This is a genomic window from Streptomyces sp. NPDC021115, assembly GCF_044333065.1.
GTDB lineage: Bacteria > Actinomycetota > Actinomycetes > Streptomycetales > Streptomycetaceae > Streptomyces.
In genome coordinates this window covers 1-12,313 of record NZ_JBIRQF010000010.1, presented here as the reverse complement: position 1 = coordinate 12,313, position 12,313 = coordinate 1, and the positions used below count along the sequence as shown (strand labels likewise).

12 protein-coding genes and 1 pseudogene are annotated in these 12,313 nt (G+C 70.4%); 6 read left to right on the top strand and 7 right to left on the bottom strand.

What is annotated here, in order from left to right:
• Positions 1-16 precede the first annotated feature (16 nt).
• Positions 17-1,072 (top strand): PHP domain-containing protein, encoded by a 1,056-nt coding sequence (locus tag ACH4TL_RS27710; protein WP_398321312.1) that lies wholly within the window; start codon positions 17-19, stop codon positions 1,070-1,072.
• 20 nt (positions 1,073-1,092) lie between these two features.
• Here ACH4TL_RS27710 and ACH4TL_RS27705 read toward each other — a convergent pair whose 3' ends face one another.
• Together ACH4TL_RS27705 and ACH4TL_RS27700 are read right to left on the bottom strand one after the other, a co-directional pair.
• Positions 1,093-1,665: a YceI family protein gene (locus ACH4TL_RS27705; RefSeq protein ID WP_398321315.1), complete on the bottom strand. Its 573-nt coding sequence runs from the start codon at positions 1,663-1,665 to the stop codon at positions 1,093-1,095.
• Positions 1,666-1,802: 137 nt separating this feature from the next.
• On the bottom strand, positions 1,803-3,740 hold the full coding sequence (locus ACH4TL_RS27700; protein WP_398321318.1) for a glycoside hydrolase family 97 catalytic domain-containing protein: 1,938 nt from the start codon (positions 3,738-3,740) through the stop codon (positions 1,803-1,805).
• Between the two features lie 157 nt (positions 3,741-3,897).
• On the opposite strand from ACH4TL_RS27700, the gene ACH4TL_RS27695 reads away from it, so the two are divergent.
• Positions 3,898-4,068 (top strand): hypothetical protein, encoded by a 171-nt coding sequence (locus ACH4TL_RS27695; protein ID WP_398321321.1) that lies wholly within the window; start codon positions 3,898-3,900, stop codon positions 4,066-4,068.
• A gap of 2 nt (positions 4,069-4,070) precedes the next feature.
• Here ACH4TL_RS27695 and ACH4TL_RS27690 read toward each other — a convergent pair whose 3' ends face one another.
• From ACH4TL_RS27690 to ACH4TL_RS27675, 4 genes are read right to left on the bottom strand one after another with little or no spacing between them, the layout of a single operon-like run.
• Positions 4,071-4,544, bottom strand: coding sequence for a nuclear transport factor 2 family protein (locus ACH4TL_RS27690; RefSeq protein ID WP_398321323.1), 474 nt, complete (start codon positions 4,542-4,544; stop codon positions 4,071-4,073).
• 56 nt (positions 4,545-4,600) lie between these two features.
• Entirely contained in the window at positions 4,601-6,331 is a 1,731-nt protein-coding gene (locus ACH4TL_RS27685; RefSeq protein ID WP_398321326.1) for a right-handed parallel beta-helix repeat-containing protein, read from the bottom strand.
• A 19-nt stretch (positions 6,332-6,350) separates the two neighbouring features.
• A complete protein-coding gene (locus tag ACH4TL_RS27680) occupies positions 6,351-7,094 on the bottom strand; it encodes a response regulator (RefSeq protein ID WP_398321329.1) in 744 nt (247 codons plus the stop codon).
• Positions 7,091-8,212, bottom strand: coding sequence for a sensor histidine kinase (locus ACH4TL_RS27675; RefSeq protein ID WP_398425359.1), 1,122 nt, complete (start codon positions 8,210-8,212; stop codon positions 7,091-7,093). Before ACH4TL_RS27675 ends, ACH4TL_RS27680 begins: the two co-directional genes overlap by 4 nt.
• Before the next feature lie 303 nt (positions 8,213-8,515).
• Here ACH4TL_RS27675 and ACH4TL_RS27670 point away from each other — a divergent pair, with 303 nt between their 5' ends.
• From ACH4TL_RS27670 to ACH4TL_RS27655, 4 genes and pseudogenes are all read left to right on the top strand, one after another.
• Positions 8,516-9,358 (top strand): CPBP family intramembrane glutamic endopeptidase, encoded by an 843-nt coding sequence (locus ACH4TL_RS27670; protein WP_398321334.1) that lies wholly within the window; start codon positions 8,516-8,518, stop codon positions 9,356-9,358.
• Between the two features lie 50 nt (positions 9,359-9,408).
• Complete coding sequence (locus tag ACH4TL_RS27665) at positions 9,409-10,440, top strand: methyltransferase (protein ID WP_398321337.1); 1,032 nt, start codon at positions 9,409-9,411, stop codon at positions 10,438-10,440.
• 89 nt (positions 10,441-10,529) lie between these two features.
• A pseudogene (locus tag ACH4TL_RS27660) lies at positions 10,530-10,664 on the top strand (helix-turn-helix domain-containing protein); the annotation flags it as partial.
• A gap of 238 nt (positions 10,665-10,902) precedes the next feature.
• Positions 10,903-11,115, top strand: coding sequence for a hypothetical protein (locus ACH4TL_RS27655; RefSeq protein WP_398321376.1), 213 nt, complete (start codon positions 10,903-10,905; stop codon positions 11,113-11,115).
• An 83-nt stretch (positions 11,116-11,198) separates the two neighbouring features.
• Here ACH4TL_RS27655 and ACH4TL_RS27650 read toward each other — a convergent pair whose 3' ends face one another.
• Positions 11,199-12,083, bottom strand: a complete 885-nt coding sequence (locus tag ACH4TL_RS27650; protein ID WP_398321370.1) for a helix-turn-helix transcriptional regulator — start codon at positions 12,081-12,083, stop codon at positions 11,199-11,201.
• Positions 12,084-12,313 lie beyond the last annotated feature (230 nt).

Genomic DNA, 12,313 nt, shown 5'->3' with positions numbered 1-12,313 from the left:
GGAAGGAGGCCGCCGGGTGGACCCGCTGACGGCCCTGGACCGGATCGCGTTCCTGCTGGAGCGCGAGCAGGCCCCGACGTACCGCGTACGCGCCTTCCGTACCGCGCAGGCGGTGCTCGCCGGGCTGCCTCCGGAAGAGGTCGAACGACGGGTGGCGGCGGGCACGCTCGCCTCGCTCAAGGGCCTCGGCCCCAAGACCTCACAGGTGGTCAAGGAGGCGCTGCGCGGCGAGGTGCCCGGCTATCTGCGGAAACTGGAACCCGGGCCTGGTGCCGGTTCCGGTCCCGGTTCCGGTCCCGCAGCGGACCGCACCGACGGCGCCGCGGACGAGCTGCGGGCCGCGCTGCGCGGCGACTGCCATCTGCATTCGGACTGGTCCGACGGCGGTTCCCCGATCGAGCTGATGGCCCGTACCGCCGCCCGGCTGGGCCATGACTGGGCCGTGCTCACGGACCACTCCCCGCGGCTGACCGTCGCCCGCGGGCTCTCGGCGGACCGGCTGCGCGAGCAGCTGGACGTGGTGGCGGAGCTCAACGAGACGCTGGCCCCGTTCCGGCTGCTGACCGGTATCGAGGTCGACATCCTGGCCGACGGCTCGCTGGACCAGGAGCCCGAGCTGCTGGACCGGCTGGACCTGGTGGTGGCCTCCGTCCACTCCAAGCTGCGGATGGACGCGCGTCCGATGACCCGCCGCATGGTGACCGCGGTCGGCGATCCGCACGTCGATGTGCTGGGGCACTGCACGGGACGGCTGCTGGGCGGCAAGCGGCCCGAGTCCGCCTTCGACGCCGCCGAGGTCTTCGCGGCCTGCGTGGAGTCGGGCACCGCTGTGGAGATCAACTGCCGCCCGGAGCGGCTGGATCCGCCGCGGCGGCTGCTCCGGGAGGCGGTCCGGGCGGGGACGTTCTTCTCGGTCGACACCGACGCCCACGCACCCGGCCAGCTCGACTGGCAGATCAACGGATGCACCCGGGCGGTCGAATGCGGCGTGCCGAAGGAACGGATCATCAACACCTGGACGGCCCGCCAGCTGGGGCAGTGGACCCGCACCCGCAACCCCCCGGGCCGCTAGCCGTTCAGCCGTTCAGCCGCTCAGGCATGCGTGCCCTGGGGGTCGAGCACGGCCTCGACGTCGAGGGTGATGTCGACCAGGTCGCTCACCACGACCCCGCCGCGGTCCACCGTGTCGTTCCAGGACACCCCGAAGTCATGCCGGTTGACCCGGCCCGTCGCGAGGAAGCCCGCCCGCCGCCGCGGGCCCAGGTCCTGGTCGCCCTCCCACCAGGGCGTGTCCCACTGCCCCAGATAGGTCACATGCAGCGGCACCCGGCGGGTCACGCCGCGCACCGTGAGGTCGCCCGCGACCTCGAACTCGGTTTCGCTCAGCTGGGTGACGCCCGTGCCGGTGAACGTCCACGTCGGATGGTGTTCTACGTCGAAGAAGTCGGCGCTCCGCAGATGCGCGTCCCGCTGCGGCTGCCCCGTATACACCTGTGTCGCGTCGATCGTCGCCTCGATCCGGGCGTCCTCCGGGTTGTCGGGATCCACCTCGATCGAGCCCTGAACGTTTTTGAATTGCCCGCGCACGTACGTGACCATCATGTGTCTGGCCTTGAATTCGGCGGCCGTGTGGCCGGCCTCGAAGAACCATCTGGTGATCGCCATATCCGCTTCCTGACGTGTGATCCGCTCGGTCGCCCTGGAACGATCATGCGTCAGATGTCCGGAATCCGCCGCTCCACGACGCCCCGAGCCGGATCGGGCCCGGGGCGCCGCGGAGCGAGGTGGGTCGTGCGCGTCCGTCAGGGCCGGTCGCAGCTGGTGAGGCCGGGGCGCCAGCGGCAGGCGATGGCGGCGAAGCCGCCGTCCTTCACCACCGGGACGGACACGGTGTCCCCGCCGCCCACCACCCGTGGCGCGCGCACCAGGCCGTCCGCTCCGTCGAGGACGAGATCGACCAGCCACTTCCCCTGGCCCAGTCGCAGCGGCACGGTGGCGGTGTGCGCGTCACCGCTGAAGATTCCGCCGATGAACCAGCGCCCGCCCTTCGCGCGCGCCAGCACCGCGCTCTCCCCGGGCCGCCCCGCCAGCAGCCGGGTGCGGTCCCAGGAGGCCGGTATCTGCTCCAGGAAGCGTCGGGCCTGCGGGCGGGCGTCGTACGACTCCGGGGTGCCCGCCAGGTTCTGGATCCCCGACTCGTACAGCACCGACAGGCCCAGCTCGCCCGCGTCCGATCCCGCGTTCGGGCGCTCGGCCCGCTGGAAGGCGCCCGGGGTGAAGTCCATCGAGCCGATGACATTGCGGGTGAAGGGCAGCGTCGCCAGGTGCTGCGGGGTGTTGACCCGCTTCTCCTCGCCGTTGACGCCCTCCATCGACATCACCTGGGGCCAGGTGCGCTGGATGCCCTTGGGGATGGTCGAGCCATGGAAGTTGACGAGCAGGTGGTGGGCGGCGGTGGCCGGAAGGATCTCGTCGTACCAGCGCAGCGTCTCCTGGGACTCGGAGTCCATGAAGTCGATCTTCACCCCCTTCACGCCCCACTTCTCCAGGGTCGGCAGCCACTGCTCGCGCTCCTCCGCGGTGTCCAGATCGCGCTGGTGGATCCAGACCTGGATGCCGACCTTCCGCTCCTTGGCGTACCGGACCAGCTCCGGGATCCAGCTGTTCCGCTGCCAGTCGGGATCGGTGACGTCCCACTGCTCCGGGTCGAAGTACCAGCCCGCGTCCACCACCACATACGGCCAGCCGCGACGGGCCGCGTAGTCCACGTACCCCTTCTGCATCGACAGGCTCTGCCCGGCCGGGCGGCCACCCGCGAGCCAGGTCCACAGCGCGGGCCCCGGCCGGATCCACGAGGTGTCGGCCACCTTCGAGGCGGGGGCCAGGTCGTCGGTGAAGGTGGACTCGGTGACGGTCGCCAGATCGCCCACGACCATCGCCCGCCACGGGGTGCTGAGCGGACCGTCGGACGCGACCCGCTGGTCCCACAGCCCGATGCGGTACGTCGGGCTGCCCTCGTCGTGGACCAGGCGGGCGGCGGAGTAGCGGCCGGTGAGGTCCGATTCGGCGATCAGGGCGTAGCCGCCGCCGGTCCGGAACAGGGCCTGCGCCATGTACTCACCGGCGGGCGCCGTCGCCGCGGCGTACTGCTTGAACAGGTTCTCGTTGTCCTTGCGGTACGCGCCGAGCCAGGCGTCCGCGCCCGCGGGCAGGGTGAACGCCGAGGTCTCGCCCAGCACATCGCCGCTGCCGGACGGCAGGACGTAGCGGTAGGCGACCCCGTCGCCCGACACCCGCACCAGCACGTCCAGCCGCGCGCCGCCGCTGCCCCGGAACCGGAACCGCGCCTCGGTCATGCGGAACGCCCGCGAGCGCTCCTTGCCGGCGGTGGCCCGGTACTGTCCGGCCACCGTACGGTCGCTGCGGCCCAGGAACCGCAGCCCGCGCGACAGGTCTGCCCGCTCGGTGAGGATGCCCACGGGCGAGGGCTCGACCACCGTACGACCGGCTCGGGACACCTGAAGCGTCAGCGCGCCCGAGGCCCGGTCGAGCCGCAGCCGGGCGAGTGGACCGGAGTCCTCGGAGTGGGGCGATCGACCGTTCGGCAAGGGACCGCTCACCGTCCACGCGGAGTCCTTGCCCTGCTCCTTCGCCCGCGCCGGGCCCGAGACGAACAGCGTCATGGCCAGCGCGCTACAGAGGAGAAGGACCAGGGTGGAGCGTCTGACAGATCTCTCCATGTTTGCCTCCCGAGGCGGACACGTTACCGAGTCATCCGACAACTGGGGAGAGGCGGAGCGGAATGACGCCCAATCAAGCCTGAGATGCCCCAGATAGATCCGACGTATCCATGCGCATGGCACCCTGATAATCCCACCCCAAGGGAGAACGCCGACGATGCGCGAACCGGACCCCCGACAACCCCCTTCGGACCCCACCCCCGCCGAACCCGAAGGCGGGGACGCCGCCTGCTGGCTGGACCGCGTGTGCGCCGAGTGCGGCGCCCTCCAGGACACCAGCCCCTTCGACCGCTGCCGGCGCTGCGGCGCGGAAGCCGAGGACAGCTGACCTCAGCCCCGCTCCCCACCCCCGAGCCGCTCCGTTTCCCCGCCGAAGGCCAGATGCGTGGTCCGCGAGGCCAGCAGCCACCGCCCTTCCACCCGGCGGAACGCGTCCTCGTAGTGCCCCACATTGACCGGCGGCCGCGACGGGACGATGCCCCCGCGATAGCCGTCGACCCGGTACGTCGCGAAATACGACGTCGCACGGGCCGCCTCGGTGGAGTCCACCGTCACCAGGACGTTCGAACACACCCGACGTGACAGCCGATCCGGCGGCCGCGACGCGAAGTACTCCCGCAGCGCCTCCCGTCCCCGCACCACCCGCTCCCCGGCGGGCCACTCCCATATTCCCTCGGCGGTGAACAACTCCGCCACCGTGCCCGGATCCCCCAGGTCGAGCCGCCGCAGAAACTCCACGATCAGCCGCTCACAGGCCCGCTCGGCCAGCAGCCGCTCCATCGGGTCGACGATGCCCATGTCCATCCCACCCCCTGTCCACTGCCTTCACGGTACGAGGCGCCACTGACAATCGGCAGCGACTATCGCGGGCCCTCGATAGCGCCGAGGTCGGGGGCGCCGCGGTAGAGGGGGGTGCCCCGGTAGTCGCGGCCGCCGTTGTCGGGGGTGGGGGCGCCGGTGTCGATCAGGGGGGAGCCCGGGCGGGGGGCGAAGGCCAGGCCGGTGCGCAGCTGCGGGCCGCTGGTGGGGGTGCCGTACGGGCCCGACACGGCCGGGTCGGCGAACAGCGGGTCGCCGGTGCGGGCGTGCGCGTCGGTGGCGGGCACCGGCAGTGGGGCCCCGCCGTAGAAGTTGCGGTCGTAGGTGATGGTCGGGCTGGTCGTCAGGGTCGCGTCGGCGACGGCCGAGGAGAACACGTTGTCGTGCAGGTTGTAGCGCGCGTTCAGTGACGAGCCGTAGCCGTAGACGAGGTACTTGCTCGACGCGTTGTGCACCGTGTTGTTGTAGACCTCGGCCGACGCTGCCTTGTCCGAGTGCAGATACAGCGGATAACGCGAGTTCCCGTTCAGGACGTTGTACCGCACCACGACGTCGCCGAAGGCGAACTGGCAGAGCAGGATCCCGTCGCCGTTGTCGTGGACGAAGTTGTACTGGATGACCACCCGCGTGGTGCCCTTGTCCGCGTCGATGCCATTGGAGTCCGCGCCCCCGGCCTTGCGTTCCGTCCGGTACACCTCGTTGCGCTGGATCACCACGTCGTCCGCGTAGTACGCCTCGATGCCCGACGTCCCCGCCTGGTCGACCACATTGCGGTCGACCACCGCCCCGCGGACGTTGGTCAGATACATCGCGTTGCAGCCGTACGCGGTGCCGCCCTGGGAGATGTAGTTGTTGCGGATGGTGATGTCCGTGTGCGGGGTGAACGTGGTGTCGGCGGCCGAGGTCCGGGTGCCCCAGCCGGTCGGGACGGCGACCGGATCGCCGTCCGCGTCCTTCAGGTCGCCGGTGTACTGCTTCACGACGATGCCCGCGAACGAGGTGTTCCGCACCGTGGAGTTCTGCACCCGTACGTCGTGCAGCACGGTCGCAGCGGCGGGCGGCGCGGTGACGTCGGGGACCGTGGTGTCGAAGACGATGCCGCCGGTCTTCTTGGACCTGTCCCAGCCGGTCTTGAAGCGCACGCCCGGCGCGTTGCCCGCGGTGTCGCCGCTGATCCAGTTCACCTCGCCGGTGACGTCGTGGACATCGACCCGGTCGATCACGAAGTGGTCCAGCTGCCGTGAGGCGTCCCCCGAGACGTGGATGCCGCGCAGATCGCGCAGATTCTCCCCGGGCGTCCCCGTGGCGGGTACCGCGTTGCTGACGTCGAGGTCGCGGATCTCCCAGTACTCCTGGTTGAACAGCCGCACCGCGTCGTCGACGGCGCCCTCGCCACGGATCCGGGGCTTGGGCCCCGGGCCGTAACGCCCGATCGCGATGGGGCGGTTCTTCTCGCCCGACCCCTTCGGCCACAGCTGGCCCTTCCAGGAGCCGCCTCCCTTCAGCAGGATGCGGTCACCGGGCCGGAAGGTCGTCCGGCCGACCCGCTCCAGGCTGCGCCATGCCGCGTGGGCGCTGGTGCCGGACGAGCCGTCGTTTCCGGCGCGGGAGTCGACGTAATACGTGGTGCCCGAGGCCGAAGTGGCGGCTGGCACGGCGGCGGTCGCGGGGGCGGGGAGCGCCACGAGCGTGGCGGCGGCGCCGAGGGCGGCGGCCGTGAGCAGGCCGAGCGGCCGCCGACCGGGTCTGACGGAGCGTCGTCCAGAGGTCATCACGCCATAGAAAGCGCTGTCACCAATGAGTGTCAAGGTTCATGCCATGCCTGCGACTTGATGGCGAAAACGCTTGCCCTCGCGGTGCGAGCCCCGCCTCGAAAGCCAGGATCACCGCCTGGGTCCGGTTCCCGGCGCCCAGCTTGGCCAGCACATTGCCCACATGCGTCTTGACCGTCTCCAGGCTCACCGTCAGCACCTCCGCGATCCGCTGGTTCGTCAGCCCCTCCGCCATCAGCTGAAGGATCTCCGCCTCCCGCCGGGTGAGCGCCGCCACCCGCGCCACGGCCTCCCGCCGCACCGGGCGCCCGGTGGTCAGCCGGGCGACGGCTTCGGGGAAGAGCACCGAATCCCCGCTGGCCACCAGCCGGATGGCATGGGCGATCTGCTCGGCCGGGGCCCGCTTGCGGATGAATCCGCTGGCCCCGGCCTCCAGGGCGTCGTACACGTACTCGTCGTTCTCGAAGGTGGTGATCACGATGACCTTCGGCGGCTCCGCCCACGCGGCCCGCAGCCGCCGCGTCGCCTCGATCCCGTTCACCGAGGGCATCCGGACATCCATCAGCACCACATCGGGCCGCGACTCCTCCACCAGCGGCAGCACCTCGGACCCGTCGGCGGCCTCGCCGACCACCGTGAGATCGGGCTTCGCGGACAGCAGGGTCCGCAGTCCGGTACGGGTGAGTTCCTCGTCGTCCACGACGAGGACGCGCACCGTACGGTGCGCGGCGGACGCCCCGCCCGGCACCTCGGCGGTGGTCATCGCTCCGGCCCCAGCGGCAGTCGCGCCACCAGCCGCCACCGCGCGCGCCCGCCCCCGGTGTCGTCCGCCGGACCGGCCGACACCTCGCCGTTCAGCAGCCGCACCCGGTCGGCGATCCCGTCCAGCCCGTGCCGCGAACGCCCGCCCCGGCGGAAGCGCGCCGCGCCGCCCACCAGGTTGACGAGTTCCAGCTCCAGCAGCCCGTCCCGGGCGGTGACCCGCAGCGTGATGCCCGCCTTCGCGCCGTGCCGCAGCGCGTTGGTCAGCCCCTCCTGGACGATGCGGTACGCCTCGCGCGACACGGTCGCCGGGATGCGGTCCAGGCTGCCCTCGGTGGTCGCCTCCAGTGACGCTCCCGCCTGCCGCACCGACTCCACCAGCGCGCCGAGGTCGGCGAGGGTGCGCGCGGGAGCGGTGGGCGCCTGCTGCTCCCGCAGGGCGCCGAGGACGTGGTCGAGGTCGTCCATCGCCGCGCGGGAGGTCTCCTCGATGGTGGTCAGGGCACGCCGGGCCGCCACCGGATCGCGCTCCAGCAACTCGCTCGCCACCGCCGCCTGGATGGTGGAGGCCGTCAGCGTATGCCCGATGGAGTCGTGCAGCTCCTGAGCCAGCCGGTTGCGCCCGGCCAGCAGGCGCGCCCGCTCCTCGGCGGCGGCCGCCCGCTCGGCGGGCCGGTGGTCGAGCAGCACCGGAGCCAGCAGCCGGAGCCCCGCGGCGGCGACGACGGTCACGTACGCGGCCAGCAACAGACACAGGGCGGTGACGACGGGACACCACGCTCCCGCCACGCCCGCCGTCACGGTGACATGGCCCCAGAGGACAGCGACCCGGTCCCCGCCGCTCAGCCACACGGAGGGAAACATGACCGCGGCGAAGACCAGCGCCCCGGTCACCGCCGTCGCCGCCACGCCCACCGCCGCGTGCGGCACCAGCCAGGCCGCCGTACGCACACGGTCGGCCCACCGGGACCGGGGCGATGCGGCGGCCGGGGCGGGCAGTTCGGTGCCGAGCCACCGATTGGCCAGCGTGACGCATCCGCGGCGGGCCGCGCGCGGCCCGCCCATGACGGCGATCACCACGACGAGCGCGAGCGTGAAGCCCGCGATACGGCCGGGCAACGGCCACCTGGGCGGTGCCGACACCGCCCCCGCCACCAGCGGCGGCACACTCAGTGCCGCTCCGAGAATCACGTAAGCCCAGCTCCGATAAGTGGCGCCATCGAAAAGCGGGCGCATCAGTGTGCGCATGGCCCGAAACAGTACCGGCGCCCCCTGCGCACTGCCTCCCCCGAAAGAGCCAACCGCCCTCGCGGCACCGGGGGATGCGGATTTCGCTCGCGGCAGCGATGCGTCGGCCCGCCGCCGGGCGGCAGTTTTATCCACGACATTTTCCGCTGTCAGCATTCATGAAGGGAATGCGCGTTGAAGTCGTCGACGTCATCGAAAACCAGAGGGATCGCGGCGTTCCTCGCCCTGTCCTTCGCCGGAACCTGGCTGTGGCTGTTCGTGGCGCACCGGATCATGGGGCTGTCCGGACTGCATCCGCTGCTCCAGCTCCCGGCCTTCTGCGTCCCTGCCATCGCGGCGTTCGTCGTACGGCGCTGGATCACCCGGGAGGGATTCGCCGACGCGGGGCTCCGGCTCCGGCTGAAGTCCGCCTGGCGCTACTACCTCCTGGCCTGGTTCGGCCCGTTGGCCATCGCCGCCGTGACCATGGCTTTGGCGGCCGCGCTGGGTCTGTGGCGCCCGGACCTCGCCCCGCTGGACGAGATCGTGGACGGTGTCCCTGGCTGGGCGGCGGTGCTCGGCCTGATGCTCGCCATGCCGCTCCTCACCCCGCTGTACTGGGGCGAGGAGTTCGGCTGGACCAGCTATCTCCGGCCGCGGCTCTTCGGCGGCAGAATGGCGCCATCGGTGATCGTCACCGGTCTTGTCTGGGCGTCCTGGCACTATCCGCTGGCCTTCACCGGCTATGTCGAATTCCCGCATCTCCTGCTGGGACTGCTGGTGTGGACCCTCTCTTTCCAGTGTCAGGAGGTCATTCTCGCCTGGCTGTTCGTGCGCAGCGGCACGATATGGACCGTGAGCCTGGCCCACGCGGGAAACAACATGGTCCTCTTCCTGCTCACCGGTCAGGTGCTCGGCAGCGGTGACGACGGCCTCGGCACGGTCGCCGTCACCCTGCTGACCATGATCCCCCTGGCCGGACTCGGTCTGTGGATCGCCCGCCGTGCCAGCTGGGTAGCGTACGAAGGTCCGCGATGACACCGGTCGAGTGCCGTGTGCTCAATTCTGGAACAACGGCGAGGAACCTCATGTCGCACGAGATCAGCCCGGAGTCCATTCTGCAAGTGGGGCTCGGCTTCATGTCGTCGAAGACCCTGCTCACCGCCGTGGAACTCGATGTCTTCACCCGGCTCGCCAATGGCCCGTGCGAGGGCGGCGATCTGGCGGAGGCGCTCGGCCTGCATCCACGCGGCGCGGCGGACTTCCTGGACGCTCTGGTCGCCCTGGGATTCCTGGAGAGAACGGGGAACGAATACCGCAACAGCCCGAGCGCCGACGCGTTCCTCGACCGGGAGAAGGACACCTACATCGGCGGAGTCCTGGAGATGGCGAACAGCCGCCTCTATCCGTTCTGGGGATCGCTCACCGAGGCGCTGCGCACCGGAAGACCGCAGAACGAGCAGAAGCACGGCGGGGACGTCTACGACGCCATCTACCACGACCAGACCAGCCTCGAACGGTTTCTGCACGGCATGACCGGGCTCAGCATGGGAATGGCGCGGGTGATAGCCGAGGCATTCCCCTGGGCCGGATACCGGACGGTGCTCGACGCCGGCGGCGCACTCGGCTGCGTTCCGGTCGCGGTGGCCCAGCGCCATCCCCACATCAGCGGCGGCGTCTTCGAACTGCCCCGGGTGCGGCCGGTCTTCGACCGTTACGTGGCGTCCCTCGGCCTCGCCGACCGGCTCACCTTCCACGGCGGCGACTTCTTCGCGGACGAACTGCCCGCCGCCGACGTCATCGTGCTGGGCCAGATCCTGCACGGCTGGGGCCCGGAGGAGAAGCGGCTGCTGCTGAAGAGGGTGTACGACGCCCTGCCCGACGGGGGAGCGGTGCTCGTCTACGACGCGATCATCGACGACGAGCGGCGGCACAACACCTTCGGCCTGCTGGCGAGCCTGAACATGCTGATCGAGTCCGTCGCCGGAGGCGAGTACACCGAGGCCGACGGGCAGTCCTGGCTGGCGGAGGCGGGATTCGGCAGCACCCGGGTCGAACCCCTGATGGGCGGCTATTCCATGCTCGTCGGCATCAAGGAGCGCCCCGGGCCCCGCCGCTAGTGGCTCGACACGCATCGTTGACCGGGTAATTGGGTAATCGATCTCGCTGCTCGAAGCCGCCAGGCTGCCCGCACGTCGAGTGCGCGGTGATGATGTCGGGCCAGGGCCGGACCGTCCGCGACATCACCTCGTTGCTGCAGGTCGGCGAGGACTACGTACGCGATGTGATCCACGCGTTCAGCGAGCGGGGGTTCGACGCGCTGGACCCACAATGGAGCGGGGGACGTCGCCGCAAGATCGGTGACCGGACCCGCGAGTGGATCCGCCTGATCGCCCGGACGTCCCCCGCCGAGTGCGACCCGGACTTCACAGCCAAGATGCACCGGATCCTCGCCCACTACGACCACCCGCCCGCCTACGGGCGGGTGGTGTGTTTCTCCCCGCATCGCCACCCGACCGTCCGGTCCTGGTGCGCTGCGAACGAGGTCGAGTTGGTGTGCACCCCCGATCTACGGCTCGTGGTTGAACTGGATCGAGGCCGAGTTCGCCGCGCTGCTCTACTTCGCGCCCAACGGCACCGACCACCGCAGCCACGCCGAGCAGAACGCGGCCATCGCCGGCTACGTCCGCTGGCACAACATCCGAGCACAGCCCAAGGTCAACTTCGCCACTGATTCACCGATCCGAACCTGGACCGATTACCCGGCCAAGGCGCGTGACCCGGCATCGCTGTGATGCATCAGCCCATCACCGACACGGCATCGGGCGCTGTTGCCCCACCTCATGGTCCGCTGACTGGTACGGCTGAAGGGGTTGGACTATCCGTTGTGTGCTTCGAGCTCGGTCGCCAGCGTCTGTTGGGTGGCCGCCCACGACACCAGGAGCGCCAAATTGTCAGCGGTCGGCGTGCCCGCGGGTGCGGTGTAGACGGTGAGGTGCAGGCCGGGTTCGGCGGGCAGTTCCAGGGACTCGACGTCCAAGTCGAGCCGACCCACGATCGGATGGTGCATCCGCTTGCGTCCGGACCGGTGCAGCCGCACGTCCCGAGATGCCCACCGCTGCCGGAATAGCTCACTGCACGTCGACAGTTCGCCGACCAGGGCGATCAGCTCCTCGTCGTGCGGATTGCGGCCGGCTTCCATGCGTAGCTTCGCGGCCGCGTCACCGGCAATTTGGTCGTAGTCGACAAAGAAATCTCTGGCCGCCTCGGGAGCTAGATAGACGAACCGCGCTGTGTTCGCGGGCCGTCGCGGGTCGGCCAGCACTGGTGAAAACAGCGCGCGGGCGAGTTGATTCATGGCGAGCACGTCATAACGTCCGTTACAGATCCAGGCCGGCGCATCGGAGATGGCGTCGAGCACCTGCTGCAGTGTCGAGCGCACCGTCACGGCAGCCCTGCGCCGGCGTGGGCCGCCGGGCGCCCCGGATTGGCGCGCGAGGTGGAACAGGTGGTCGCGCTCGGCCTCGTCGAGTTGCAAGGCAGAGGCCAACGCGTCGAGCACGCCATCGGAGGCACCAGCGAGGCTGCCGCGCTCCATGCGCACGTAGTAGTCGACTGAAACCCCCGCCAGTAGCGCTACCTCCTCGCGACGCAGACCTTTGACCCGACGCTTGCCGCCGTAAGCGGGCAGGCCCGCCTGCTCGGGTGTGATGCGGGCGCGACGCGAGCTGAGAAACTCCCGGATATCGGTGCGTAGATCCATCGTGGCCATCCCCTCACCGTAACCGCGTCCCGCAGTCCAAGGGAGGCACTGCGGGTACCCTGACGACTGCGTTGAGACCCGGCTTGGAGGTGTTCACGAGGGGCCGTCGGCCGCTGGCAAAGCCTCGCGCCGACGCCTAGGCAGTTTCGTTTGGATCAGCAGGTCGTTGGTTCGGGTGTGCCGTTGACTGATGCGCAGTGGGCGCGGATCGAGCCGTTACTCCCGGACCG